Genomic DNA, 21,801 nt, shown 5'->3' with positions numbered 1-21,801 from the left:
GTATGTAGCCGGGTCTGCCATCTACGGATGGCAGACCCGGCTACATACGTGCATCGCTGACGAATCTCGATCAACCGACGTCGCGGCGAAGCCAGGTCACCTGCGCGCCGTCATCTCCGCTCCGGTAGGGCTCGAGTTCGTCGTCCCATGCGGTGCCCAGACAGCGGTGGATCTCGCCCTCGACGTCGGCGGAGGCCAGTATCGTCCGCAGGCGCATCTCGCCGATCACGACATCGCCGTTCGCACTCGTATTGCCACGCCACAGCCCGAGCTGCGGCACGTGGCTGTACCGCTCACCGTCGACCCCTTCGCTCGGGTTCTCGGTCACCTCGAACCTGAGCATCGGCCACACCCTCAGCGCCTCGACCAACCTTGCCGCGGTTCCGACGGGGCCGGTCCAATCCACCGAAGTGCGAAGCAGTCCCTCACCAGCAGGTTGCCCCGTCCACGTCAAGTCGGGGCGGCTGTCCAATGTGGACGCCAGCGCCCACTCGATGTGCGGACACACCGCAGCCGGCGACGAATGGACATAGACCACCCCGGTCGTCGCATCCGCGAACTGGTTCGATGCGCGCATACATTCACCTCCGATCAGACGAGGACGTCTTCCCCAACGACCTCTTCACAAAGGCGATGCAATGCAGCTATCCGATAGTGTGCCGGTGTTGCGCCTGTTTCGCTAGCGAACGGCAGAGGTTCTTGTGATTTCCCCCAGCACGGCGTCATTGAACTCGGTCCACAATGGCTTCGCCCATACACCGAATGCCCGATTTGTGAGTATTATGCAGGCAGTGTCGATTTCGGGGTCTACCCAGAGAAACGTGCCTGATTGACCGAAATGACCGAAAGTCCGCGGGGAATTCCCCGTCCCGGTCCAATGCGGATTCTTCTCCCCCCGCAGTTCGAAACCGAGACCCCAATCGTTCGGTTTGAACATTCCGTATCCCGGCACGATTCCGTTCAGTCCCGGAAACTGCACCCGGGTCGCCTCGTCGAAGAGCTCCGGCGACACGAGGACGGGATTCAACAGCTCCGTTGCAAAGCGGATCAGGTCCTCCGTCGACGAATTCGCGCCGTGGCCCGCCGACCCCGACAGTGTCGATGCCCCCATCCCGAGCGGTTCGAACACCGCCTGGTGGAGATAGTCGGCGAAACCGATTCCGGTCTCGGTCTCGACGAGCTCCGCGAGGACCTCGAATCCGGCACTCGAGTAGATGCGCTTGCGCTCCGGCTCGGCCTGGACGGTTCGGTCGCCGAATGCGAGCCCCGACGCATGCGAGAGCAGATGGCGCACCGTGGACCCTGGCGGGCCTGCGGGCTGGTCGAGCTCGACCGCGCCCTCTTCGACGGCCACGAGAAGCGCATACGCGACCAGAGGCTTGGTCACGGACGCGAGGGGGTAGACCTCGGCGAGATCACCCACGGACCCGACAACGCCGCCGTCGCGAGTGAGAACAGCGCCGGCGGCGTGATCGACGGGCCAGTCGGAGATCAAAGAGAGACTGTGCACCAGAACAGACTACGGGGGCACCCGATCAGACTACGAGATCGCCCACACAGACGCCTCGTCACCAGTCGGCTTCGGTGTATCGGATGACACCGCGGATGTTCTTGCCGTCCAGCATGTCCTTGTAACCGTCGTTGATCTGCTCGAGGTTGTACGTCCGCGTAACCATGTCGGCCAGATTGAGCTGACCGGATCGGTACAGATCGAGCAGGTTGGGGATGTCGACGCGCGCGTTGCACCCGCCGAAGATGTTGCCCTTGAGGTCCTTCTGCAGCATCGAGAACAGGAACGAGTTCAGCTTGACGTCCATATCGGCCATGTAGCCCATCGCGGTGACGACGCACTTGCCGCCCTTCGCCGTGAGAGTGAGCGACGGATCGACCAGATCGCCGGTCATCTCACCGACGGTGATGATGGTCTTCTGACACATCCGTCCCCACGTGATCTCCATGATCGGCACGATCGCCTCCTCGATCGAGGCGTATGCGTGGGTAGCACCGAACTTCAATGCTTGCTCACGCTTCCACGGCACCGGGTCGATCGCGAAGACGTGGCGCGCGCCGGAGGCGACCGCCCCCTGCAGCGCACTCATACCGACACCACCGATACCGATGACAGCGACCGAGTCTCCTGCCTTGACGTCGGCGATATGGGTCGCCGAACCCCAGCCGGTCGGGACGCCGCACCCGACGAGCGCCGCGAGTTCGAACGGGATGTCCTTCTCGATCTTCACGACCTGGGTCTGATTGACCGTCATGTAGGGAGAAAAGGTGCCGAGCAGGCACATCGGGATGACGTTCTCGCCGCGCGCCTGGATGCGGTAGCTCCCGTCGGAGATCGCCTGACCGCTGAGCAGTCCCGCGCCGAGATCGCACAGGTTCGACTGCCCCGACGCGCACGACGGACACCGGCCACACGCCGGGATGAACGACAGGACGACGTGGTCGCCCACTTCCAGCCCGACGACACCGTCGCCGACCTTGGTGATGACCCCTGATCCTTCGTGACCACCCATCACCGGATAGGACGGCATCGGGGTCGCGCCGGTGACGATGTGATGATCCGAGTGGCACATGCCGGCGGCTTCCATGCGGATCTGCACTTCCCCGGCGATCGGATCACCGAGTTCGATCTCCTCGACCGACCACGCCTCGTTGAGCCCCCACAGCAGTGCACCCTTGGTCTTCATCTGGCTACGCCCTCCATCACATTGCAGCTTGTGCACGTGACACTAGCCACAAATCAAGAAAATTGGAACAGGTTCTACCGGAATTTTCCGCTACCTCGCCGAGTGTCGATCAGGACTCCTCGTTCGGCTGCTGCCCGACAACATTGCGCGCCATCGCGTCGATCCACGGTGCACGAGGTGGGGAATGTCGCGGCAGGCACCGATCCGGACAGTTCACTCTCATTGTAGAGAATGGCATTTCCGTCTAACGTGAACACCATGCCGGTATGCGGCAAGAAGCGACGCGACGGCATCGGACAACGGAGGACGACATATGACGACGAAGGCGCTCGCGCCCGACGTATCCACATGGCCGGCGGAAGACCCGCAGCTGAGAGGCAGTCGTTGCGACGACTGCTCGGCAACCACGTGGCCGGCACAGCCCCGGTGCCCCCGCTGCAGCGGGGCCGCCATCTCCGAGCTACTGCTGCCCCGACGCGGAACTCTCGTGGCATGGACGACTCAGGGGTTCGTCCCCAAGCAGCCCTACGCAGGCAGTGAGACCGCCGAGAATTTCGAACCGTTCGCCTTCGGCCTCGTCCAGCTGGGCGATGTGGTCCGCGTCGAGGCCCGCCTCACCGAGAACGATCCGGCAAAGCTGAAGCCCGGCATGGAACTCGAACTCACCTTCGTGCCCTTCTACACGGACGCCGAGGGAACCGACATCGTCACCTGGGCGTTCGCGCCGATCTGAGCCACCTACACCCGATCGAGGAGTCCAAAGAACTATGAACGACGTTGCCATCATCGGTGTGGGCCTACACCCGTTCGGCAGATTCGGCGCCAAGTCGGCCATCGAGATGGCCGCTGACGCGATCCAGCTCGCGCTCGAAGACTCGGGCGTGGCATGGAAAGACATCCAGTTCGGCATCGGCGGCAGCTACGAGGTGGACAACACCGACGCCGTCACCCGCCTGGTCGGCCTGACCGGCATTCCCTTCACCAACGTGTTCAACGCCTGCGCCACATCGGCCAGCGCGATCGAGCAGACCGCCGACGGCATCCGCTCCGGCAAGTACGACATCGGTATCGCCGTCGGCACCGACAAGCACCCTCGCGGCGCCTTCACCGCCGATCCCGCGATGCTGGGCCTTCCGGCCTGGTATGCCGAGAACGGCCAGTTCGTCACCACCAAGTTCTTCGGTATGAAAGCCAACCGGTACGTCATCGACCATGACATCTCGCACGAGACCTTGGCCCGAGTCGCCGCGAAGAACTACCGCAACGGGGGAAAGAACCCGAAGGCCTTCCGCCGCACCGAGTTCAGCCTCGACGAGATCCTCTCGTCGCCGATGCTGAACTACCCCCTGACCGCAAAGATGTTCTGCGCCCCCGACGAGGGCGCCGCCGCGGTCATCATGTGCCGTGGCGACCTTGCGGCGAAGTTCTCGTCGAACAAGCCCGTATACCTGCGGTCGACGGCGATCCGCACCCGCACGTACGGCGCTTACGAGGTACACGCGACGTGGGCCGCGACCGAGGAGGACGTCTCCCCCACCGTGTACGCAGCGAAGGCCGCGTACGAGGCCGCGGGAATCGGACCCGAGGACATCGACGTCGCACAGCTGCAGGACACCGACGCGGGCGCCGAGGTCATCCACATGGCCGAGACCGGCCTGTGCGCCGATGGCGACCAGGAGAAGCTGATCACCGAGGGCGCCACCGAGATCGGCGGATCGCTGCCCGTGAACACCGATGGCGGTCTCATCGCCAACGGTGAGCCCATCGGCGCGTCGGGCATCCGCCAGGTGCACGAGCTCGTCCACCAACTCCGCGGGACCGCCGGCGAACGTCAGGTTCCCGGTAGCCCGCGAGTCGGCCTCGCGCAGGTCTACGGCGCTCCGGGAACTGCAGCGGCGTCCATCCTGTCGCTCTGACTCCCGCCGCCGATGACGAGCAGTAGACGGTAGAGATGGGTCGCCCACGAGAACACCGTGGGCGACCCGTCGTCACTCGCATCGGAGCGACCCAGAAGTACGCTCCACGACGGCGCCGATGACCTGAAGGAGTAACGTCGACCTCGGCTACACTCGAGTAATTCTGGCGCACTTCACCGCCGAGGCGCCTTGACCCACGCGGCAAGGAGCGCGGTGACTCCCGGGAACAACGGAATGATCAGCAGCGCCGATCCCAGCCACAACGGGACGATCCGGTCGTAGGCCTCGCCGGACACTCCCGCATCGAAGGCCAGCACACTCATGCCGATGATGAACAGGGTCGTCACGCTCGCTCGCACCCACCGATCCCGCTTCGCGCACCACAGTGCACCCAACCAGCCCGCCAGACCCAGCCCGCCGACGGCTACCAGATAGGCGACGATCGCATTGCGGTCGAGCTGCACGTCGCCCGCTCCCCACTCGGGATACGCGCTCTCCACGTTCCGACCAATGGATCCGAACACCCACAGATCCAGCAGCGGCAACACGATGCACACCACTTGAAGGCCGACGCCGGTCCACAGTGCCTGCATCACATTCGTCCAGCGATTTTCCGTACGAACCTCGGTCATGGTGCTCATTTCCAGACCCTCTCTTACGGCGTATGACTTACCACCACGGTAATCTTACGCCGTAAGAGGCGTCAAGGAGGATGTGGTGAGCGAACCCCGCGCGCAAGGCAGACACGCAGGATTGACCAGAACGCTGGTACTGGAAGCGGCAGTAAGCCTCGTCGACCGCGATGGCGCAGCCGCGCTGTCCATGCGCAAGCTCGCGAACGAGCTGGACGTCGAGGCCATGACGCTGTATCACCATGTGAAGAACAAGCAGGCCCTCGAAGATGCCCTCGTCGAACACGTCCTGACGGAGTCGCTGTCCCACACGGCGACCTTCACTTCATGGCACGAAGCGCTTCGCATCTACGCCCGCGACCTGCACCACGGGCTCGAGGCACATCCCGGCACGGTCATCCTCTTCGCATCGAGACCCGGTCTGACCGAGCAGAATTCGGCGGCCATCGAACGGCTGCTGCAGATGCTGGTGGACGCCGGATTCGACCCCGACGTCGGGCTGCGGATCATCTACTCGGTCGCAAGCATGATCATCGGGCAGCACCTCGCACGCCCGGCCGACGAGATCGGCGAACTCGACGACCACCTCCCGGCCGGCGAATTCCCCTGCTTCAGGGAGGCGCTCCGATCCGGCGTCCCGAGCATCGAGTCACGCGTGTCGCTCGCGGTGGATGCGCTGATCATCGGCTTCGACGCGATACGTCGAACCTGACCGACGAACGACCCGCTATTTGACCGCGATCGGATTGAGCGGCGATCCGACGCCGCCCGGAATATTGAGCGGGCACGCCACGAACATGCACTCGTACACACCATCCGCGGCACAGTCCTCGGCGAGGTCCTCGAAGTCGAACATCTCACCCATGAGCAGACCCATGTCGCGGAGCGCGAGCATGTGGAACGGAATCATCGGCCCGCCGGGATTCGCGCCGAGCACCTCGACGGCCAGGTTGTCGGCGCACACGGCCGCGATGCCGTGGCCCCGGATCCACCGGGCGCACTCCCACGTGAGTCCCGGCGAACCGCTGAGTCCGACGTCGGCGCCGCGTCGATGATGGGGATACGTACCCGTACGCAACAACAGGATGTCGCCCTCGGACACAGTGATTCGCGCTTCGTCCAACACAGAGTCGAGAATGTCCGGCGTGATCCGGGTTCCCGGTGCGAGGTAGTCGACGCCGAGATGACGCGGGACGTCGACGAGGATCCCGCGGGAGACGACCCCTGGCACCAGGTTCTGGATCGAGCAGCGTTCCGCGCCCCAGGCGGTGACGGCGGTGTCGTGATGGAAACCGTTGTAGAGCAGGTCGTCGTACCAGACGTGCGCCAGCGCATCGAAGTGCGTCGTCGAATGGGTCCCGAGGATCAGCATGTCCTCCGACGAACACACATCGAGAACTTGACCTTTCGGCATGTCACCACGATATCGGGTCATGGTGTGAATCGGGTTGAAGCGCCCGCTGGTCCGGATGTCGTGAGGTCCGTGCTCATCGGCGGGCATCGACAGCGAGAACGATGCCCCTCGCCGGACTGTCGCGGTGGCCTCCCGGACCTTCGCCTGCGTCAGCAGATTGAGCGTGCCGCGCTCGTCCTCGTCTCCCCACCGACCCCAATTGCTCAGCTCGCGCCCGACTTCGCGAACCCCGTCCATGTCGATCGTCGCCAACCCGTTCTCCCTGTCGTCGCGCACCAGAATTTCGATCCGGCACCAGGAGAACATAATTCTCCCGCCCGTCGGAGGCAACCCTTCAGCGTCGAAGATTCGACCCGAACAGCTCGTCGAGTTGCTCGGCCATGTACGAAACGGCCGACTCCGAAGCAGGCGTCGCAGGGTAGGACAGATTCCAGATGTGCGGCACACCTTCGTGCATCTTCACGCGCACATCGACTCCGGCGTCCTCCGCCGTCCGCGCCAACAACAATGTGTCATCCCTCAGCACCTCGGAATCACTGCACTGCAAGATAAGTCGCGGCTGCCCCGCCCAGTCGCCGAGCACCGGCGAGACCATCGGATCCACCGCAGGATGACCCGACAGGTATGCAGCCGCCGCCTCGGTTGCCTGCTCGAGCGAGAACCGCTCATCGGTGTGCTCATTGTCCCTGAAGCTATTCGCGGTGTTGCGCAGATCAGCCCACGGCGAGAAGAGAAATGCGCCGGCAGGTCCTGGAACCTCGAGCTGCCGCAGACGCAGGAGCAGCGCCGCCGCCAGCCCTCCACCTGCAGAATCACCCCACAGCGCGACACGATCGCCGGGGATCATCCCCGCCAGCCACCGGTACGCCGTGACCGCGTCGTCCATGGCTCCGGGAAACGCGCATTCGCCGGACAGCCTGTAACCGACCGCGTACACCTGGGTCTCACACGCCGCCGCGATCCGGGCGACGCTGTCGGCAAACATCCGAGGCGAACCCTTCCGGTATCCGCCACCGTGAAAGTGCAACAGCGCCGCATCCGGACGAGCGCCGGCGGGCCGTACCCGCAGAATCGGCACCGGCGCCGAATCGAGTGTCTCGATCTCGACGGCGAGGTGCTCGCTCGTCGAAGAAGGTTCCGTGTCGGTCATATCCGTCCTCGTTGTGGCATCGGTCAGAGCGTCTCGGCCCAGTCATGGCTCGGTGCACGGCCCCCGATCTGCCGAGTCAGCAGCTGGGCCGAAGCAATCACAGGCTGCGCGGCTACAGGGATCGACCTGCCGTCCATCTCACCCAGATGAAGGAGCGTGAGGCAGAACGCAACGCGCCCATCGGGATCGAACACGGGGACCGCGATATTTCCTATGTTGTACACGGCGTCCGGTTCGAATTCCAGCACCGCATAGTCGGGCAGCTGCTCGAAGAACTGCTGCAACAGCGATTCTCGCAGGTCGCGATCGTTGGGACGTTCCGCGAGCTTCTGCGACACAGAGGGGCGACCAGGGCGCAAGTCGTCGAGTCCGATCGAGTACCCTCGCTGCCGCACCACCGAACCGTAGGTGCGGAGGTAGTCGGCCACACGCTCTTGTAGATCCTCGGGTAGTTCGGCGATCCACTCACGCCCCTCGGCCGGCGGCATCCAGGCCAGGAAAGGCTGACCGATCGGCGGTTGAAGCGGCATGCGCTGGCCCGGCGCGAGCTCGACCGATCGTCCCGTCGGCTTTCCTTCCACCGAAATGCAGAGCACATCCCGGCCCACTTGGACAGTGCCCGTGCATTCGAGCCCCGTGGATTCGGCCAGATTGACCATCTCGATGCGCGCGAGCTCGATGACGGGGTGCGCATCTACCGAGGCATGGCCGACTGCCGCGGCGGCAGGACCGAGTGTGTACGTCTTGTGACGCGGGTGCCGCGAGACATAACCCTCGTCGTTCATCACTTTGAGAACCGCAAACATCGATCCGGGACTCACATCCAGGGCCCGGGACAACTCGCTCAGAGTGAACGTGCCCCGCTGATTCGCGGTCAGAAAATCCAGCACCTGGAGTGCGCGCCGCGCCGAGAGAGCCATCCACATCCTTTTCTCGAAGATCGTTGACGCCGATAACGGCTGACGCTAGCGTAATCCATCAAGATCTGAAACCTTTTTCGATATACTGAAACGAGAGTCAGATGGCACAAAATTTGTTCATTCGACGCGCGCTGGCCGAATCGAATCTCCACGCGCTGCGGTTGGCATTGCTCCATGCCACCGGCGACCCTGCCCTCGCTGCGATGAAACTCGAACTCGTCCCCATCCGCAGCGGCGCCGCATTCGAGATGACAATCGCCGAGGAATCCCGCGAGGAACTCCTCCGAAAGGCCGAAGAATTCGTGGCAACGGAAGCCGCCACGTATGTCCCCAGGAGTCTGGACGAGAAGCAAATACGCACGATGATCGAGATCGCGCTCGGGCAGGAACTCACCGACGAGGAATTCTTCGTCGCACGGACGATGCCTGCCCTGGAGGAGTTTCCCGTCTTCTCGCGGTGGACCCGTGAGCGTCCCCGACGCGCGGACGACTTCCACGTCGTGATCGTCGGGGCCGGGCTCTGCGGTGTCGCGATGGGTGTACAGCTCGAGCAACTCGGAATCTCGTACGTGATCTACGAGCGACGTCCGGATGTCGGAGGAACCTGGGCCATCAACACCTATCCGGACGCGCGCGTCGATACCGCCAGCACCACCTACGAATACAGTTTCGTGAAGAACTACGCGTGGTCCGAGCAGTACGCGCGGCAACCGGAAGTGCGCCACTACATCGAGACGGTCGCGAAGACCTACGGCGTCTACGACCACATCCGGTTCGAGCACGAAGTGCAGTCGGCCGAATTCGACGAGCGGTCGGCCACGTGGTCGCTACGCGTCGCAGATGCGACCCGCGAGGTCGAGACTGTGACCTGCAATTTCACCGTCACGGCCACCGGGCTGTTCTCCACTCCGAAGAAGCTGGACACCGACGGAATCGACGACTTCACGGGCGAGATTCTCCATACGACGGAATGGACCGAGCAGCACGACGTCGAGGGCAAGACTGCCGCGATCATCGGCAACGGTTCCACCGGTGTCCAGCTGCTCGCCCGGATCGCCGAGGACGCCGATCAGGTCTACGTATTCCAGCGGACCCCACAGTGGATTGCACCGCGAGAAGGCTACGGCGAGCCGGTGACCGAGGAAATGCGGTGGGTCCTCGACAATATCCCGCACTATTGGAACTGGGCCCGCACCACCGCCCTCAAACCCGCCGATCCCCGCGGCACCATCACCCCGGATCCCGAATGGCGCGCCGCCGGCGGCCACTTCAGCGAGAGCAACGACAAACTCCGGGAGAACCTGACCCAGTACATCCGCACTCAGGTCGACGATCGACCCGACCTCGTCGAACGCCTCATCCCCGACTACACCCCGGCCGCGCGACGTCCGGTCGTCGACAACAAGTGGTACCGGTCCCTCACCCGCGACAACGTGGAGTTGGTGACGGACGGGATCACGAAGTTCACCGAGACCGGCATCGTCACCGCCGACGGCACCGTCCACGATGTCGATCTCGTCCTCACCGCCGTCGGCTTCGAAGTGACGAAGTGGCTCTGGCCCATCGACTTCCGTGGTCGCGGGGGTGTCCACATCGAAGATCGTTGGAACCTGGACGGAGGGCCCCGCGCTTTCCAGGGCCTGGCGATCCCGGAATTCCCGAACATGTTCGTGCTCTACGGCCCCAACGCGCAGCCGGCGACCGGCGGCGGAATCGGGCTCGGCGGCCTTCCCGCGTGGATGGAGTCGTGGGTCGGCTACATCGCCCGGGTGATGATCGCCGTCATCGAGGACGATCACCACAGTGCTGAGGTCACCGATGCTGCGTTCTGGGAGTACAACAACGCGGTCGACGACGAGGCAAGCAGGCTCATCTGGCTCGATCCCGCCGCGAACCCCGAGAAGAACTACTACGTCAACGAGCACGGCCGGCTCAGCACGAGCACTCCTCTGACGGGTCTCGATCTCGCGACACGCTTCCTGAACTTCGCACGCGACGATTTCATCTTCACCCGAATCGATTCCGACACGCACACTTCCGAAGAACAGGCACCGTTCGTCACCGTGTCCTGATTCAGCATCACGTCTCGACAACCCCCACCGAGCAGAGAGTTGCACACATGATCGATCTAGGTTTGGACGGCGCCCGCGCAATCGTCATCGGCGCAGGATTCGTTCCGACGCGTGCCGGACACGGCCGCGGCTCCGCACTGCAACTGGCACGCGCGGGCGCCACCGTGGCGTGCGTCGACAAGAACGCCGAACGAGCCGAACAGATCGCCCGCGAGATCACCGACGAAGGTGGCAAGGCGTTCGCGATCGTCGCCGACGTACTCGAATCCGATCAGGCTCGTCGCGCGGTCGACGAGGCTGCATCCCGGATGGGCGGCCTCGATGTCTGCGTCGACATCGTCGGCCAGGCCATGTGGAGCAAGGCCGCGGAGTTCTCCGACGACGACTGGAACGCGCAGCTCCTCGTCAACCTCACGCAGGTCTTCTACGTCTTCAAGGCGGCCGTCCCGCACCTCGCGGCCAATGAGCAGGGCGGTTCTCTCATGGCGCTCACCTCGGTGGACGGTATCGGCTCGTCACGATTCCATGCAGCGTACGGTGCCGCGAAGGCCGGCGTCATGTCGCTCGTGAAGACCTTCGCCGACGAGTACGGCAAGGACGGTGTGCGGGTCAACTCGGTGGCGCCCGGCAATGTCGGCGGCGGCAACTGGGATCTCCCGGAGATCCCCTTCGGGGAGGATGTCGTCAACGCCCTCGCACCACCGCGCGGCCGCGACATCGCCGACGCAGTGCTGTTCCTCGCGTCGCGCCTCTCCGCAAAGATCACGGGCCAGACCCTGGTCGTCGACGGTGGAGCGCTGGCCCTGAGCCCCTGGGGCATGAAGGAAGAACACATAGGCAGGAACGTCGCCTTCTCCAATGCCACGCAGGATTGAGAACTCCATGTCATCGATCACCACATCTACGATCACCGACGCTTTCCTCGTCACCGGCAAGGTCGCACTCGTCACCGGGGGTGGCAGCGGCATCGGCCGGGAGGCCGCGCTGGTCCTCGCCGCAGCGGGCGCGCGCGTCGTCGCCACCGATGTGAACGAGGCGGGTCTCGCAGAAACGCGCGCACGCAGCGAGGAGCAGGAAACCCCGATCGCCACGCACACCCTGGATGTGTCCGATCCCGTAGCGGTGTCACGCGTGGTCGACGACGCTGTCGCGGAGTACGGGCATCTCGACATCCTCGTCAACGCCGCCGGGGTCATGATCATGCGGAACGCGCTCGACGTCACCCCGGACGAACTCGAGCGGGTTCTCCGGATCAACGTCGGCGGCACGTTCTACGCCTGCCAGGCAGCGGGCCGGGTCATGAGGCCCGGTGGGAGCATCATCAACCTCACGTCGAGCATCATCGACCGCACGAGCCCCGGCCGGATCACCTACGCGATGTCGAAAGGTGCCGTCGTGCAGGCCACTCGCACCTTCGCGCTGGAACTCGCTCCGGCCGGTATCCGCGTCAATTCCATCGCGCCGGGGTGGGTCGAAACGGGAATGACCGACCAGCACTGGACCGACACCGACGGCACGGTCGACCACGACAAACGTGCGGCGTATGTCGAGATGATGGCCTCGGCGTCGCCGCTCGGGGTCGTCGGCACCACCCGCGACATCGCGTTGGCCGTACTTCAACTCGCTTCGGGGGCAGGGTCATTCGTCACCGGTCAGGTCGTTCGGATCAACGGTGGGTCGTTCATGGCGTGAGCACTGCGCAGATCCGAGTACCTGCAAGACCCACAGATGAGGAGAGTTGGAAGTGAGCGACAGGCTCGAAGGCAAGATTGCAGTGGTCACGGGCGGTGCCAGCGGCATCGGCGAGGCCTCGGTACGGCGGTTCGTCGACGAGGGTGCGCGTGTCGTCATCGCCGACGTCGACGATCAATCGGGTAAGAGTGTTGCCGACGAATTGGGCTCGGCCGCCTTGTTCGTCCACGCCGATGTCACCGACCAGGACGACTGGGATCACCTGCTGGCGAAGACGAGCGAGCATTTCGCACCGCTCGATGTGCTCGTCAACAACGCCGGCGGCGGACGCGGTGTCGGCAAGATCGTCGACGAGGTCTACGAGGGGCACCGAGCAATCCTCGATCTCAATCTCTCATCGGTGTGGATGGGTACCCGCGCCGCGCTGCCCGTGATGGGAGCGCACGGTGGCGGGTCCATCGTCAACATCTCCTCGATCGACGGGCTCGTCGGCGTCGATGGGATGACGTCGTACGCCGCATCGAAGTTCGCGGTCACCGGTCTGACCAGAACGGTGGCATTCGAAGGTGGTCCCCACAATGTGCGCATCAACTCGGTCCACCCCGGATTCATCCGGACACCGATGACCGCCAAACACACCGGAGCAGTGAAAGCGCGGCTCGAATCTGCGATCCGGAAACAACCACTCACTCGATTCGGCACCCCGGAGGACATCGCACATGCCGTCCTGTTCTTCGCGTCGGACGAGAGCTCGTACTGCACAGGCACATCCCTCGTCGTCGACGGCGGCCAGCTCGCCGGCCCGCACCGAGATCCGATGTGATCCGGACTTCTCCCGCAGCACACATCATCCACTTCGTCGCACCCTGGCCCTACGATAGGAATCCGATGATCAGACGCAGGCGTCTCATCTCCACGGCGATCGCCGCCTTGTGTTCAGCAACACTGGTGCTCACCTCCTGCGGTGCTCCCGAGAACGGAACTACTTCGGGAGGCAACGATGCCCCGGTGGGCGACCCTGTCGCCGGTGGCACCCTGCAGGCCATCCAGGGCCGAGAGCCACTCAGCCTCGACCCGTCGGACATCTCCAACGTCTGGACCCACTCCCCGCTTCTGGGTAATGCCCTGTACGGCACGTTGATCACCAACAATGTCGAGACGCAGGAAATCGAGTATTCGATGGCCACCGACTTCTCGACCGCCGACGGAGGGCAGACGTTCACCCTCGAGCTGCAACCGGGACTGCAGTTCACCGACGGAACGCCACTCGATGCCGCCGCGGTCGAGTACAACTGGGATCGGCTGCGCGACCCGAGCAAGGGCTCCGCGTCGCTCCGTCAGGCCGAGCAGATCGCCGACGTGGAGGCCGTCGACGCGGACACGTTGAACGTGACGCTGGTGTCGCCGAACCCGACCTTCCCGAATTCCCTCCTCGTCTCCGCACTGAACTGGATCGCGTCACCGACCGCCCTCGAGAAGGGCAGGGAGGCGTTCGACAAGAATCCGGTGGGGGCAGGCCCGTTCACCCTCACCGAGTGGGCCCGTCAGGACGTCATCCAACTGGTGAAGAACCCCGAATATTGGGACGCACCCCGGCCATACCTGGACGGCATCACCCTGCGTACGGTTCCCGCCGCCGATCAACGTCTCAACACACTTTCCACCGGCAGCGCGGACCTGGCCTCGGAATCGAACTGGCTGAACCTGTCCAAGTCGGAGAGCCTGGGGCTCGACACGGAGATCGTGCCGATGGGGGGCGGCCAGTACTTCGCGATGAACACCCGCCGCGCTCCGTTCGACGACGAACGCGCCAGGCGAGCCGTGAATCTCGCCGCCGACATGGAGGGCGTCAACCTCGTTGCATTCGAAGGCAACGGCGTGGTCCCGCAGACCCTGTTCCCCGAGGGATCACCGTTCTACGAGGACATCTCGCTTCAGGAAAGCGATGCGGAAGAGGCACAGCGCTTGTTCGACGAGCTTGCCGCAGATGGCAAGCCGCTGTCGTTCACCTTCACGACCTACTCGTTGACCGAAGCCAGAGCGGCCGCGGAGACCCTGCAGGCCCAGCTCAGCGCGTTCGACAATGTCGAGGTCAAGGTGGAGACCCTCGACTTCGCTGCAGCGCAGACACGAGTCAACTCGCGTGATTTCGACATGACCATCTCGTCCGCGAACATCCAGGATCCGGATGGCCCGCTGTGGAGTGCCTTCCACAGCAGCTCCCAGGGCAACACCTCAGGCATCGACGACGGCCGTCTCGACGCCGCACTCGAGGCCGGACGTGTCGGCATCACGACCGAAGAGCGTAAGGCCGCGTACTACGACGTTCAGCGGCGGCTGACCGAACTCGTCCCGGGAGTCTGGTTCATCCAGTCTCCTCCCGCCACCATCACGGGCGCCGACACACACGGCGTCCGGCTCTACGGCATGGGTTCTCCACTCCCCGACGGCGTGTGGATCTCGGAGTGACCCGCCGTCACCGCGGCGGCCGGTCGAGCTCGATCTGCGCGACCACCGCCCGGTGATCCGATCCCGGTAGGGTCACGGTCTCCACCGACGTCGCACGTCCGCCTCCGACGAGAATGTGGTCGATGCCGACCAGCGGGGGAATCCGCTTGTCGGTCGGATAGGTGAAGAGGAAGCCCGCGCCCACCTGTTCTGCGGTGTCTCTGAGCCGGCCGGTCAGCATCGCCCGATATTGCGCATGATCGTAGGTCGCGTTGAAGTCGGCGCCGGCGACCACCGGCGCCGACGGCGGCGCAGATTCGAGTATCTCGTGCAGGCGCGACAATTCGTCGGCCCAGACCTTCGTGTCGTAGACCGGCGGCACCGGATGGAACGCGTAGACCGCGACGGGTCCGGTCCCGGGCACGTCTGCCGTCGCCGAGACCTGGTTCATCACGAACCCGTCGTACTCGACTTCGTCGGACAACGGGAAGCGGCTCCAGATCCCGGTCCCGCCCGCACCGGGCTCCGGCGCCACGAAGTGGTACGGCAACATCCGATCGAGGCCTTCGCGCGCATAGGCTTCGACCGCTTCGGGTGTCAGCTCACTCACGGTCAGCATATCGACTTGGCGCTCCTCGACTTCGGAGACCACAGTTGCCGGGTCGGCTTCACCGAAGAGAACGTTGGCCTGCATCACGGTGAGCACATCTCCCCCACCACCGGCCGATTCCCCTACGTACCGGGGAGCCTGGATCCACACCGCGGCGACGACGATCAGCAGCGCCACCGCGGTGGCGACGCGGTACCGCAACAGCGCGAAGACCACTGCCCCGAGCACCGACCCGATCATCATGTACGACGCCGCGGATGCCGCGAGGACAGGAAGTCGCGCCGACGAGGTGCTGTAGTGCAGCACGACCCCGACCGCGCCGACGAGGGTCGCGAGACCCGCCAGAACTGTCGCAGCCCACCTGAACGCCGTCATCATCACACTCGACAGCAAAGCACGCGCAGATATGGAGAGAATGTGGGGCGGGCGGGGCTCGAACCCGCGACCAATGGATTATCGACTAAGCTGTGCGTCCGTTGCCTACTGATTCCCATTGCAGGTTGACGCGCAACGTAAAACGTTGCAGTCCACACCCCGCGCTTCCCATTGGTTCTGATCAACTCTGACTCATAAAAGAGAAATAAGCGATGATCCTGAGTTGCACCAGGTGAGCCAACACACCGCCTTCGATCCACTCACCGACGACGCCGTGCACATCCTCGACTCCCTCGGCATCGCGAATCCCCGGTCGGGGGTTGGCACACTAAACTGGTGCAACTCGGGACTTTTATCCCGAACTTCTATTTTACTTCGTCTGACCGCAGCACGAACGCACTCCTGCCATCCACCCACCGTCGCAACCATTGAGGAAACCTGCCTACAAACTCTCGCGCTAGTAGCTCCCGACCCCTGCTAGTGCGTGGACCTATCTGGACATTGAAGTCTCTCAACTCCAAGGCAGCACTCAAGCCTTCGCCGAATAGTTTGGATGTCAAAGAAATGAAGAATTCTACATCTTCCTCACTTTCATGAAATGCGAAAATTACGTACAGCAAAATATTGGTGAGAATTTCGTCCAGGGGGGCGTTCGGATATCCATCAGGAAGCCCCCAAGCCAAGTACTCCGCACCCGACCAAACGATGCAGGACCGAAGACCCTCAAGTAGCGGTTCCGGAATTTTCGCGCCATTGGATATCTGCGTATATGCCTCATATATAGCGTTGTCCCGGAACTGGTTATCCAGCAAATCCTCAGATCTCCCAAGGCGCGCGTCTATATTCCACCAGATAAGACCCGGAACAGCTCCGTAGTTGCTTTGACACACCACCGCATCCCACCCACGCCAACCATAATCCCTTGGCTCGATGTGGCGAGAAATTAACCAGTTCGCAGTGGCCTGAGAGACAGGCGTGACTCCGCGCGCCTCCATATCCCTAGCAATTTCATCCACTATCGGACTCCAATAGTCATGAAACCGCGAGCGATAACCACTGAGTTCAAGACCAGCCCATGCCTTAATGAGGCATGAACGAGCGGCGTCATGGTTGGGACCCGCGTCCGCTACCAGGAACTCACGCACGAGTTGTCCACGCGCCTGCTCGTTTAGGGATAAAACTAGTTCTAGCTCGCTAGGAGAGACCCATTCCTCTGATTCCCAGATGGAAAATATGCGAAGGAAGGCCTGCCTTCTGAAATGCGAAGGCATTCCTATTCCTTCCATCAGACGGAGCAGGAGTAGGTTATGGGACCCCTCCTGTAGCAACTGCTTGAATACCGCGGTGCCGCCTCCATCCCGGCGAAAATCGTACGCTTGTATAAGAAGTTCTGGCACAACAGAGGTCGCGTCCTCTTCGTATACTCTCTTTATCTCCTGACAGATCTGGTCCTGCGATTCCGATCTCCTTACAAACGACTCGGCAGCGAAGTACTCAAGAAATGTTCTATGGGTAAATCTGAACATTCGCTGGCCGCGATGGTTCGTCCCGAAGCTTGCGAGCAGCCAAGCACGGCCAGCGCAGAATTCCACGAAGCTTCTGGAATCTCTCTCCGCATCCGACTGGTCAAATCCGTCCCGATCTACCAAAGAATGCGCAAGAACCATCACCAGCTGGTTTTCTTCAATTCCATCTTGAACAGATGCGGAGGTGTAGACCCACCGGGCGATCTCTTGCATCAGTCGCTCGGCGTATTGCGGCATAGCGCCGGGCTGTTCGATCTGACGATGATCATCCCAGCGTCGAAACAGCAGGTCAGCGCATCTTTGATACACGCCCCGGCGATCGGTCGGAAGAGATCCATGCTCTCGGTAGAGCGCGCACATGAGGGAAAGCATCAGTGGGTTGTACCTCAGATCGGACACCGACTCTGAGTCACGTATAAAACTTTCGACGAGGTCATTTCTTCCCCTCTGCCCGAACCAACGTTCGCAGTATTCTTCGAACTGATGTCCGTCAAATTGGTCAAGCCGAAGATGCGAGAACAGAATCGCTGGGAGAGGGGCCCTGTCGTAGCCGAGCAGTCGTGTTGTTACAAGAATCGAGCAAACAGGATACTGGCTCGCGATACTCTCGATACGAGTGATCATCTCAGAGCGGCGCGTCCGCTCGGTAATCTCGTCAAGCCCATCAAAAACCAGACATACCCTGCCTAGCAGAAGGATGCTTTCAAAGTCCTGAGCAGATAATCTCATCGAGTGATCTGCATTTATAGATTCAACTGCGTGCGTTATAATTGATTTATCCCACTCCATCTTTGCGTAATGACGGCATACGATCTCCACCACCGGAACCCCGGAATCCATCCCCGAGATCTCTTTTTTGAAATGCTGGACAAAAGTTGTCTTTCCAGCGCCTGGATCACCCATGACAACAGCCCGAAAAGGGGAAGACGAAGGATTCAAATCATCTGCGGCAAAGACTTGATGATCTTCATCACTAACAAAGTTGCGTCGAATGTAGAGTGATTCAAAATCGGAAGAGCTGTCGAGCTCCGTGTGGTTGATTATGGGCTGATGCTGGACCGAGCTAATCGTTCGAGCCAGATCTCGACTGATGCCGACCGCTCGCGTGAGGCTAGACAAATCCTTCATTAGCTCCACTAGACGCTCAAGATGTCGACCAGAATTGGAGCTTTTTCCAGCACCATTAAGAATGGGAGAGTTGATGAAGTGCTCGTAACCATCAAGATCGTCAGATGATATGCATTCAGAGTGGAATCCAAGCGAATTGTCATATAGAGAGCGCAGCCTCATCCGAACATCTTCTTTTCGCTTCTTCCACTTTCCACCACTAGCGGCAAGCCATCGGTCTGCCTCATTATCAAACACGGTCTCGAAGGTAGCTAGTGCCTGGCCACGATTTGGAGACGATTTCGAGAGCTCGGAAATGAGAAGAAACGCGAGAACCGGCTCCATCTGTGTTGAGGAAAGGAACTTTTCGATATCTTCGACATCGCCAGCCGAAAGATGAAAATCGGAGTCAGGGCGAAGAGACAACCATCCGGGTTCAAAAGTACCCAGCAACTGGAAACCGCGCCGCATCGCACCAAGACCTTTACCAACGTTCATTGCGAGTGATGTGCCCGCATTCGCTGCGCCAATCGCGACCGCCGCACTCCCAGGATCTACCATCATCTGATGGTACGGGCCGCTGCGGACGATCCAAAAGAAGACTCGCCAGGACATGAAGTACCAGGTCAAGTCCCTAGAAGTGGTGTAGCGCTCCGTGACCCGTAGGTCTCAGGCGCTGAGCGCAGGCATGGTGTCCGCTCCCGTCTCGCTGTCGGTGTCGGTGTCGGTGTTCAGACGCCATCGGGCGAGGACATCGAGGCCGAGATGGCATCGGCCTTCGAGCCATTCATCGGTCTGTTCGGGCAGGACCGCACCGACCAGACGCACGATCGCGTCCCGATTCGGGAAGGTCCCGACCGCGTCGGTGCGGCACCGGATCGCCGTGTTCAGCCGCTCGGTCGGATTGTTCGACCAGATCTGACCCATACGTCCTTGGGAAAGGCGATGAACGCCAAGATGTCCTCCCGGCGACGTCGAAGGTGCCGACCCGGGTATCGAGACTGCGGTGCCGGTAGCCGTTGCGCCGGGTGGTGCGCTGCGGTGAGCGTTGTCCCCATGCGGCGTCGACGACCGCGTCGGCATCGGCGGAAAGCAGTGCGTTGATGGTCTGCAGCAGGGTGCGCATCAGGTCCGGGGATTCTTCGGCCAATGCCTCGCCAACCAGGCCGGCAGGGTCGACAATGTTCGGTGCGGTCATCGGGATACTCTGATCGAGAGTGCAGTGGAAGGTTCACTCCATAGGATCACGCGGTGGCCGCCTTTCTTTCGGTTACGACACGCCCACAGGCTCATTCGGCTGCAGCTCGTACACCATCTTCATGGACGGAACCCTCCGTCAACCTCGCCCTACGCACAGATCGCATCTTGCCCACGAGATAACGGGACGCTAGCGAGGAGCCGTGCAGCATAGGTTCCTTAAGATTCCAGACCGCACGCAGGGGAACCATTGGCACCTATGGCCGAATCTATAGTCCATACCCACGATCCCCCCTTCCCATACCCCCGCCGTTCCGTACGAACTCCGGCCCGCTTCCGCGCCTTCTTCACCGCATTGTCGACCAACCCCGCGGCTCGCGTCACCTTGAGAACTTCAGCAGCCGGCGCCGAACCACCACACTCGATCAAGTAGCCGCGGATCACCATCGTGATCTCGTCGCGCTCCTCGGCCTCCTCGTCTGGCCCACTGAGCAGTTCGCGGGCATCACGGCTGGTCTCGCCCAGCCACCGCAGAACCCCTACTTCCGTGTCGCCATCCTCAGTCACGACCGACGTTGAGACGACCTCTCCTTCCATCGATCGCACTCTCGGTGCGAGGTTGGCTTTGGTGTTGGTGACGAAGAGGTGCCCCGAATCGTCGTCCTTGGCGACCGAGAGCACCGACCTCGCCACTTGCGACCACGCGATTGAACCGAGGATCAGCTTCCCGGTATCCGCGCCATCCCGTTTGCCGAAGTGGCAGAGGCCGAAGACGACGCAGCCTTGTCGTGCGGCGAGTTGCGCAAGCGGCTCGAGATACTGCCGCACTGCTCGATCGTCCCGGCCCGACAGATCCGACGACATCGACGACGTCGCCGCATCGAGCACAACGAATGCCACATACTCCTTCGCGACGATCCGCTCGAGCGCGATGTTGTCGAGTGGGAGGACGAGAGTGCCGGCATCGGTGTGCGCAGTCTCGACGTCGACGAACAGGACCCGGTCCATGTCCGCGCCCGCTGCTTTGAGGCGCGGCGCGACGGTGAACTCACGGGCATCCTCGGAGTGCACGTACAGCACGTTCCGAGGCGTGCCATGCAGTTCACCTTCAAGCGTGCCGCAGGTGATCTGCGCGCACAGCGCAGCGGCGATCGTGGATTTGCCAAGACCTTCCCTTCCGGCAAGAAGCGTCAGCGATCCCGCAGGAATCCAGTCCTCCATTACCCAGCGGACACGCTGGAGCTTTACGTCGGAGCCGCGAGTGACCTTTAGTCGTCGACCTGCCCTGCCGTCGACGTCGATAGGAACGAACTCGGCGAGGCCATGTCCGGCCGCGATGTGGTCTGCCGCATCTTTGCCGGTCGCTGCCTGAACTATCGCGACGCCGGCAGCGATCGGCTCGACGATCTCGTACACCTGCAGAGCATGCTTTCGGCCGGGCTCATCGTCGTCGGCGACGATCACCACGGTATGGCCGGCCAGCGGGGACCAGTCGAACAGGCCAGCCTTACCCGCTCCCATCGCAGGCGATACCGCGACAGCACCCCCAGATTCCATCGCCAACACATCCTTTTCCCCCTCCACGACGTACACCGGCACGCCGGTGCGATGGTCATCGAGCCTCTCGACCCGGAAGAGATCCCGGCCTTTCGTGTTTCCCGATTGGCTGAATCGCTTTCGCCCACGGTCGTCGTAGCTCCGGAAGACCGTGCGGCCGTCCCGATACTTGTAGGCAGTACCGGCCGGGTTGTCGAAGAGGTCGGACAGTGTGAGGCCGAGAGCGTCGAGGACAGCCGACTTGTCGTCGGCATGCGAGTTCATCAAGACCTGGCCCGCGATCTGCCGAAAGGTCACCGACCTGTCGGCGGTCGAGTGCCCAGGGGCCTGCGCCGATGCGGTGCTACCGGGACCGTCTCGCCACACCAGTCCATGTTCGAGCCAACGCTCCCGAAGCCGATCGAGGGCAGTCACGTGAGAAGCGGAGGACCTGCGATTGTTGGGCATACCCATGTCTTTCTGACAGCCCCGAGGAGCCGGTCTCCGAGG

The 21,801-nt window shown here is 62.4% G+C and carries 18 protein-coding genes and 1 pseudogene; 8 read left to right on the top strand and 11 right to left on the bottom strand.

Translation table 11 applies throughout. The features are described 5' to 3' along the window. Window positions 1-70 precede the first annotated feature (70 nt). From Q7514_RS09710 to Q7514_RS09700, 3 genes are all read right to left on the bottom strand, one after another. Window positions 71-577 (bottom strand): DUF3145 domain-containing protein, encoded by a 507-nt coding sequence (locus Q7514_RS09710; protein WP_330133021.1) that lies wholly within the window; start codon window positions 575-577, stop codon window positions 71-73. A 102-nt stretch (window positions 578-679) separates the two neighbouring features. Continuing rightward, window positions 680-1,510: a serine hydrolase domain-containing protein gene (locus Q7514_RS09705; RefSeq protein WP_330133020.1), complete on the bottom strand. Its 831-nt coding sequence runs from the start codon at window positions 1,508-1,510 to the stop codon at window positions 680-682. 58 nt (window positions 1,511-1,568) lie between these two features. Further along, window positions 1,569-2,696 carry an NDMA-dependent alcohol dehydrogenase gene (locus tag Q7514_RS09700; protein WP_330133019.1) on the bottom strand — a complete coding sequence of 376 codons (1,128 nt, stop codon included), beginning with the start codon at window positions 2,694-2,696 and terminating at the stop codon, window positions 1,569-1,571. Between the two features lie 313 nt (window positions 2,697-3,009). On the opposite strand from Q7514_RS09700, the gene Q7514_RS09695 reads away from it, so the two are divergent. Beyond that, window positions 3,010-3,429, top strand: a complete 420-nt coding sequence (locus tag Q7514_RS09695) for a Zn-ribbon domain-containing OB-fold protein (protein WP_330133018.1) — start codon at window positions 3,010-3,012, stop codon at window positions 3,427-3,429. 34 nt (window positions 3,430-3,463) lie between these two features. Next, window positions 3,464-4,612, top strand: coding sequence for a thiolase family protein (locus Q7514_RS09690; RefSeq protein WP_330133017.1), 1,149 nt, complete (start codon window positions 3,464-3,466; stop codon window positions 4,610-4,612). 173 nt (window positions 4,613-4,785) lie between these two features. Here the strand turns inward: Q7514_RS09690 and Q7514_RS09685 are convergent, their stop codons facing one another. Then, entirely contained in the window at window positions 4,786-5,253 is a 468-nt protein-coding gene (locus Q7514_RS09685; RefSeq protein ID WP_330133016.1) for a hypothetical protein, read from the bottom strand. Between the two features lie 76 nt (window positions 5,254-5,329). Between Q7514_RS09685 and Q7514_RS09680 the strand changes: the two genes are divergently transcribed. After that, window positions 5,330-5,956 carry a TetR/AcrR family transcriptional regulator C-terminal domain-containing protein gene (locus Q7514_RS09680; RefSeq protein ID WP_330133015.1) on the top strand — a complete coding sequence of 209 codons (627 nt, stop codon included), beginning with the start codon at window positions 5,330-5,332 and terminating at the stop codon, window positions 5,954-5,956. A gap of 15 nt (window positions 5,957-5,971) precedes the next feature. Here the strand turns inward: Q7514_RS09680 and Q7514_RS09675 are convergent, their stop codons facing one another. From Q7514_RS09675 to Q7514_RS09665, 3 genes are read right to left on the bottom strand one after another with little or no spacing between them, the layout of a single operon-like run. After that, complete coding sequence (locus Q7514_RS09675; protein WP_330133014.1) at window positions 5,972-6,934, bottom strand: cyclase family protein; 963 nt, start codon at window positions 6,932-6,934, stop codon at window positions 5,972-5,974. Between the two features lie 58 nt (window positions 6,935-6,992). Further along, the gene (locus Q7514_RS09670) at window positions 6,993-7,808 is read right to left on the bottom strand and encodes an alpha/beta hydrolase fold domain-containing protein (protein WP_330133013.1); all 816 of its coding nucleotides are present in this window, start codon (window positions 7,806-7,808) and stop codon (window positions 6,993-6,995) included. A 23-nt stretch (window positions 7,809-7,831) separates the two neighbouring features. Beyond that, the gene (locus Q7514_RS09665; RefSeq protein ID WP_330133012.1) at window positions 7,832-8,728 is read right to left on the bottom strand and encodes an IclR family transcriptional regulator; all 897 of its coding nucleotides are present in this window, start codon (window positions 8,726-8,728) and stop codon (window positions 7,832-7,834) included. A 101-nt stretch (window positions 8,729-8,829) separates the two neighbouring features. Here Q7514_RS09665 and Q7514_RS09660 point away from each other — a divergent pair, with 101 nt between their 5' ends. From Q7514_RS09660 to Q7514_RS09640, 5 genes are all read left to right on the top strand, one after another. After that, window positions 8,830-10,800 carry a flavin-containing monooxygenase gene (locus tag Q7514_RS09660; RefSeq protein ID WP_330133010.1) on the top strand — a complete coding sequence of 657 codons (1,971 nt, stop codon included), beginning with the start codon at window positions 8,830-8,832 and terminating at the stop codon, window positions 10,798-10,800. 47 nt (window positions 10,801-10,847) lie between these two features. Then, on the top strand, window positions 10,848-11,675 hold the full coding sequence (locus Q7514_RS09655) for an SDR family NAD(P)-dependent oxidoreductase (protein ID WP_330133009.1): 828 nt from the start codon (window positions 10,848-10,850) through the stop codon (window positions 11,673-11,675). A 7-nt stretch (window positions 11,676-11,682) separates the two neighbouring features. Then, a complete protein-coding gene (locus tag Q7514_RS09650; RefSeq protein WP_330133008.1) occupies window positions 11,683-12,492 on the top strand; it encodes an SDR family NAD(P)-dependent oxidoreductase in 810 nt (269 codons plus the stop codon). A gap of 52 nt (window positions 12,493-12,544) precedes the next feature. Then, window positions 12,545-13,315, top strand: a complete 771-nt coding sequence (locus Q7514_RS09645; RefSeq protein ID WP_330133007.1) for an SDR family NAD(P)-dependent oxidoreductase — start codon at window positions 12,545-12,547, stop codon at window positions 13,313-13,315. A 65-nt stretch (window positions 13,316-13,380) separates the two neighbouring features. Then, complete coding sequence (locus Q7514_RS09640) at window positions 13,381-14,961, top strand: ABC transporter substrate-binding protein (RefSeq protein ID WP_330133006.1); 1,581 nt, start codon at window positions 13,381-13,383, stop codon at window positions 14,959-14,961. A 7-nt stretch (window positions 14,962-14,968) separates the two neighbouring features. Here Q7514_RS09640 and Q7514_RS09635 read toward each other — a convergent pair whose 3' ends face one another. From Q7514_RS09635 to Q7514_RS09620, 4 genes and pseudogenes are all read right to left on the bottom strand, one after another. Then, window positions 14,969-15,928 carry an endonuclease/exonuclease/phosphatase family protein gene (locus tag Q7514_RS09635; protein WP_330133005.1) on the bottom strand — a complete coding sequence of 320 codons (960 nt, stop codon included), beginning with the start codon at window positions 15,926-15,928 and terminating at the stop codon, window positions 14,969-14,971. A 362-nt stretch (window positions 15,929-16,290) separates the two neighbouring features. After that, complete coding sequence (locus tag Q7514_RS09630) at window positions 16,291-19,173, bottom strand: NACHT domain-containing protein (RefSeq protein ID WP_330133004.1); 2,883 nt, start codon at window positions 19,171-19,173, stop codon at window positions 16,291-16,293. A gap of 54 nt (window positions 19,174-19,227) precedes the next feature. Next, window positions 19,228-19,756, bottom strand: a pseudogene (locus Q7514_RS09625) (transposase). Between the two features lie 218 nt (window positions 19,757-19,974). Further along, complete coding sequence (locus Q7514_RS09620) at window positions 19,975-21,726, bottom strand: AAA family ATPase (RefSeq protein WP_330133003.1); 1,752 nt, start codon at window positions 21,724-21,726, stop codon at window positions 19,975-19,977. Between the last annotated feature and the right edge of the window lie 75 nt (window positions 21,727-21,801).

The sequence above is a fragment of the Rhodococcus artemisiae genome, from assembly GCF_036327795.1.
Classification (GTDB): domain Bacteria; phylum Actinomycetota; class Actinomycetes; order Mycobacteriales; family Mycobacteriaceae; genus Rhodococcus; species Rhodococcus artemisiae.
This window is presented reverse-complemented; position numbering and strand designations above follow the sequence as displayed.

Bases quoted from the DNA above. Each gene is read 5' to 3' on its own strand.
- Q7514_RS09650 (WP_330133008.1), top strand. From the start codon at position 11,683: ATGTCATCGATCACCACATCTACGATCACCGACGCTTTCCTCGTCACC.
- Q7514_RS09660 (WP_330133010.1), top strand. From the start codon at position 8,830: ATGGCACAAAATTTGTTCATTCGACGCGCGCTGGCCGAATCGAATCTC.
- Q7514_RS09700 (WP_330133019.1), bottom strand. From the start codon at position 2,696: ATGAAGACCAAGGGTGCACTGCTGTGGGGGCTCAACGAGGCGTGGTCG.
- Q7514_RS09640 (WP_330133006.1), top strand. From the start codon at position 13,381: ATGATCAGACGCAGGCGTCTCATCTCCACGGCGATCGCCGCCTTGTGT.
- Q7514_RS09670 (WP_330133013.1), bottom strand. From the start codon at position 7,808: ATGACCGACACGGAACCTTCTTCGACGAGCGAGCACCTCGCCGTCGAG.
- Q7514_RS09655 (WP_330133009.1), top strand. From the start codon at position 10,848: ATGATCGATCTAGGTTTGGACGGCGCCCGCGCAATCGTCATCGGCGCA.
- Q7514_RS09710 (WP_330133021.1), bottom strand. From the start codon at position 577: ATGCGCGCATCGAACCAGTTCGCGGATGCGACGACCGGGGTGGTCTAT.
- Q7514_RS09685 (WP_330133016.1), bottom strand. From the start codon at position 5,253: ATGAGCACCATGACCGAGGTTCGTACGGAAAATCGCTGGACGAATGTG.
- Q7514_RS09690 (WP_330133017.1), top strand. From the start codon at position 3,464: ATGAACGACGTTGCCATCATCGGTGTGGGCCTACACCCGTTCGGCAGA.
- Q7514_RS09630 (WP_330133004.1), bottom strand. From the start codon at position 19,173: ATGTCCTGGCGAGTCTTCTTTTGGATCGTCCGCAGCGGCCCGTACCAT.
- Q7514_RS09635 (WP_330133005.1), bottom strand. From the start codon at position 15,928: ATGATGACGGCGTTCAGGTGGGCTGCGACAGTTCTGGCGGGTCTCGCG.
- Q7514_RS09695 (WP_330133018.1), top strand. From the start codon at position 3,010: ATGACGACGAAGGCGCTCGCGCCCGACGTATCCACATGGCCGGCGGAA.
- Q7514_RS09665 (WP_330133012.1), bottom strand. From the start codon at position 8,728: ATGGCTCTCTCGGCGCGGCGCGCACTCCAGGTGCTGGATTTTCTGACC.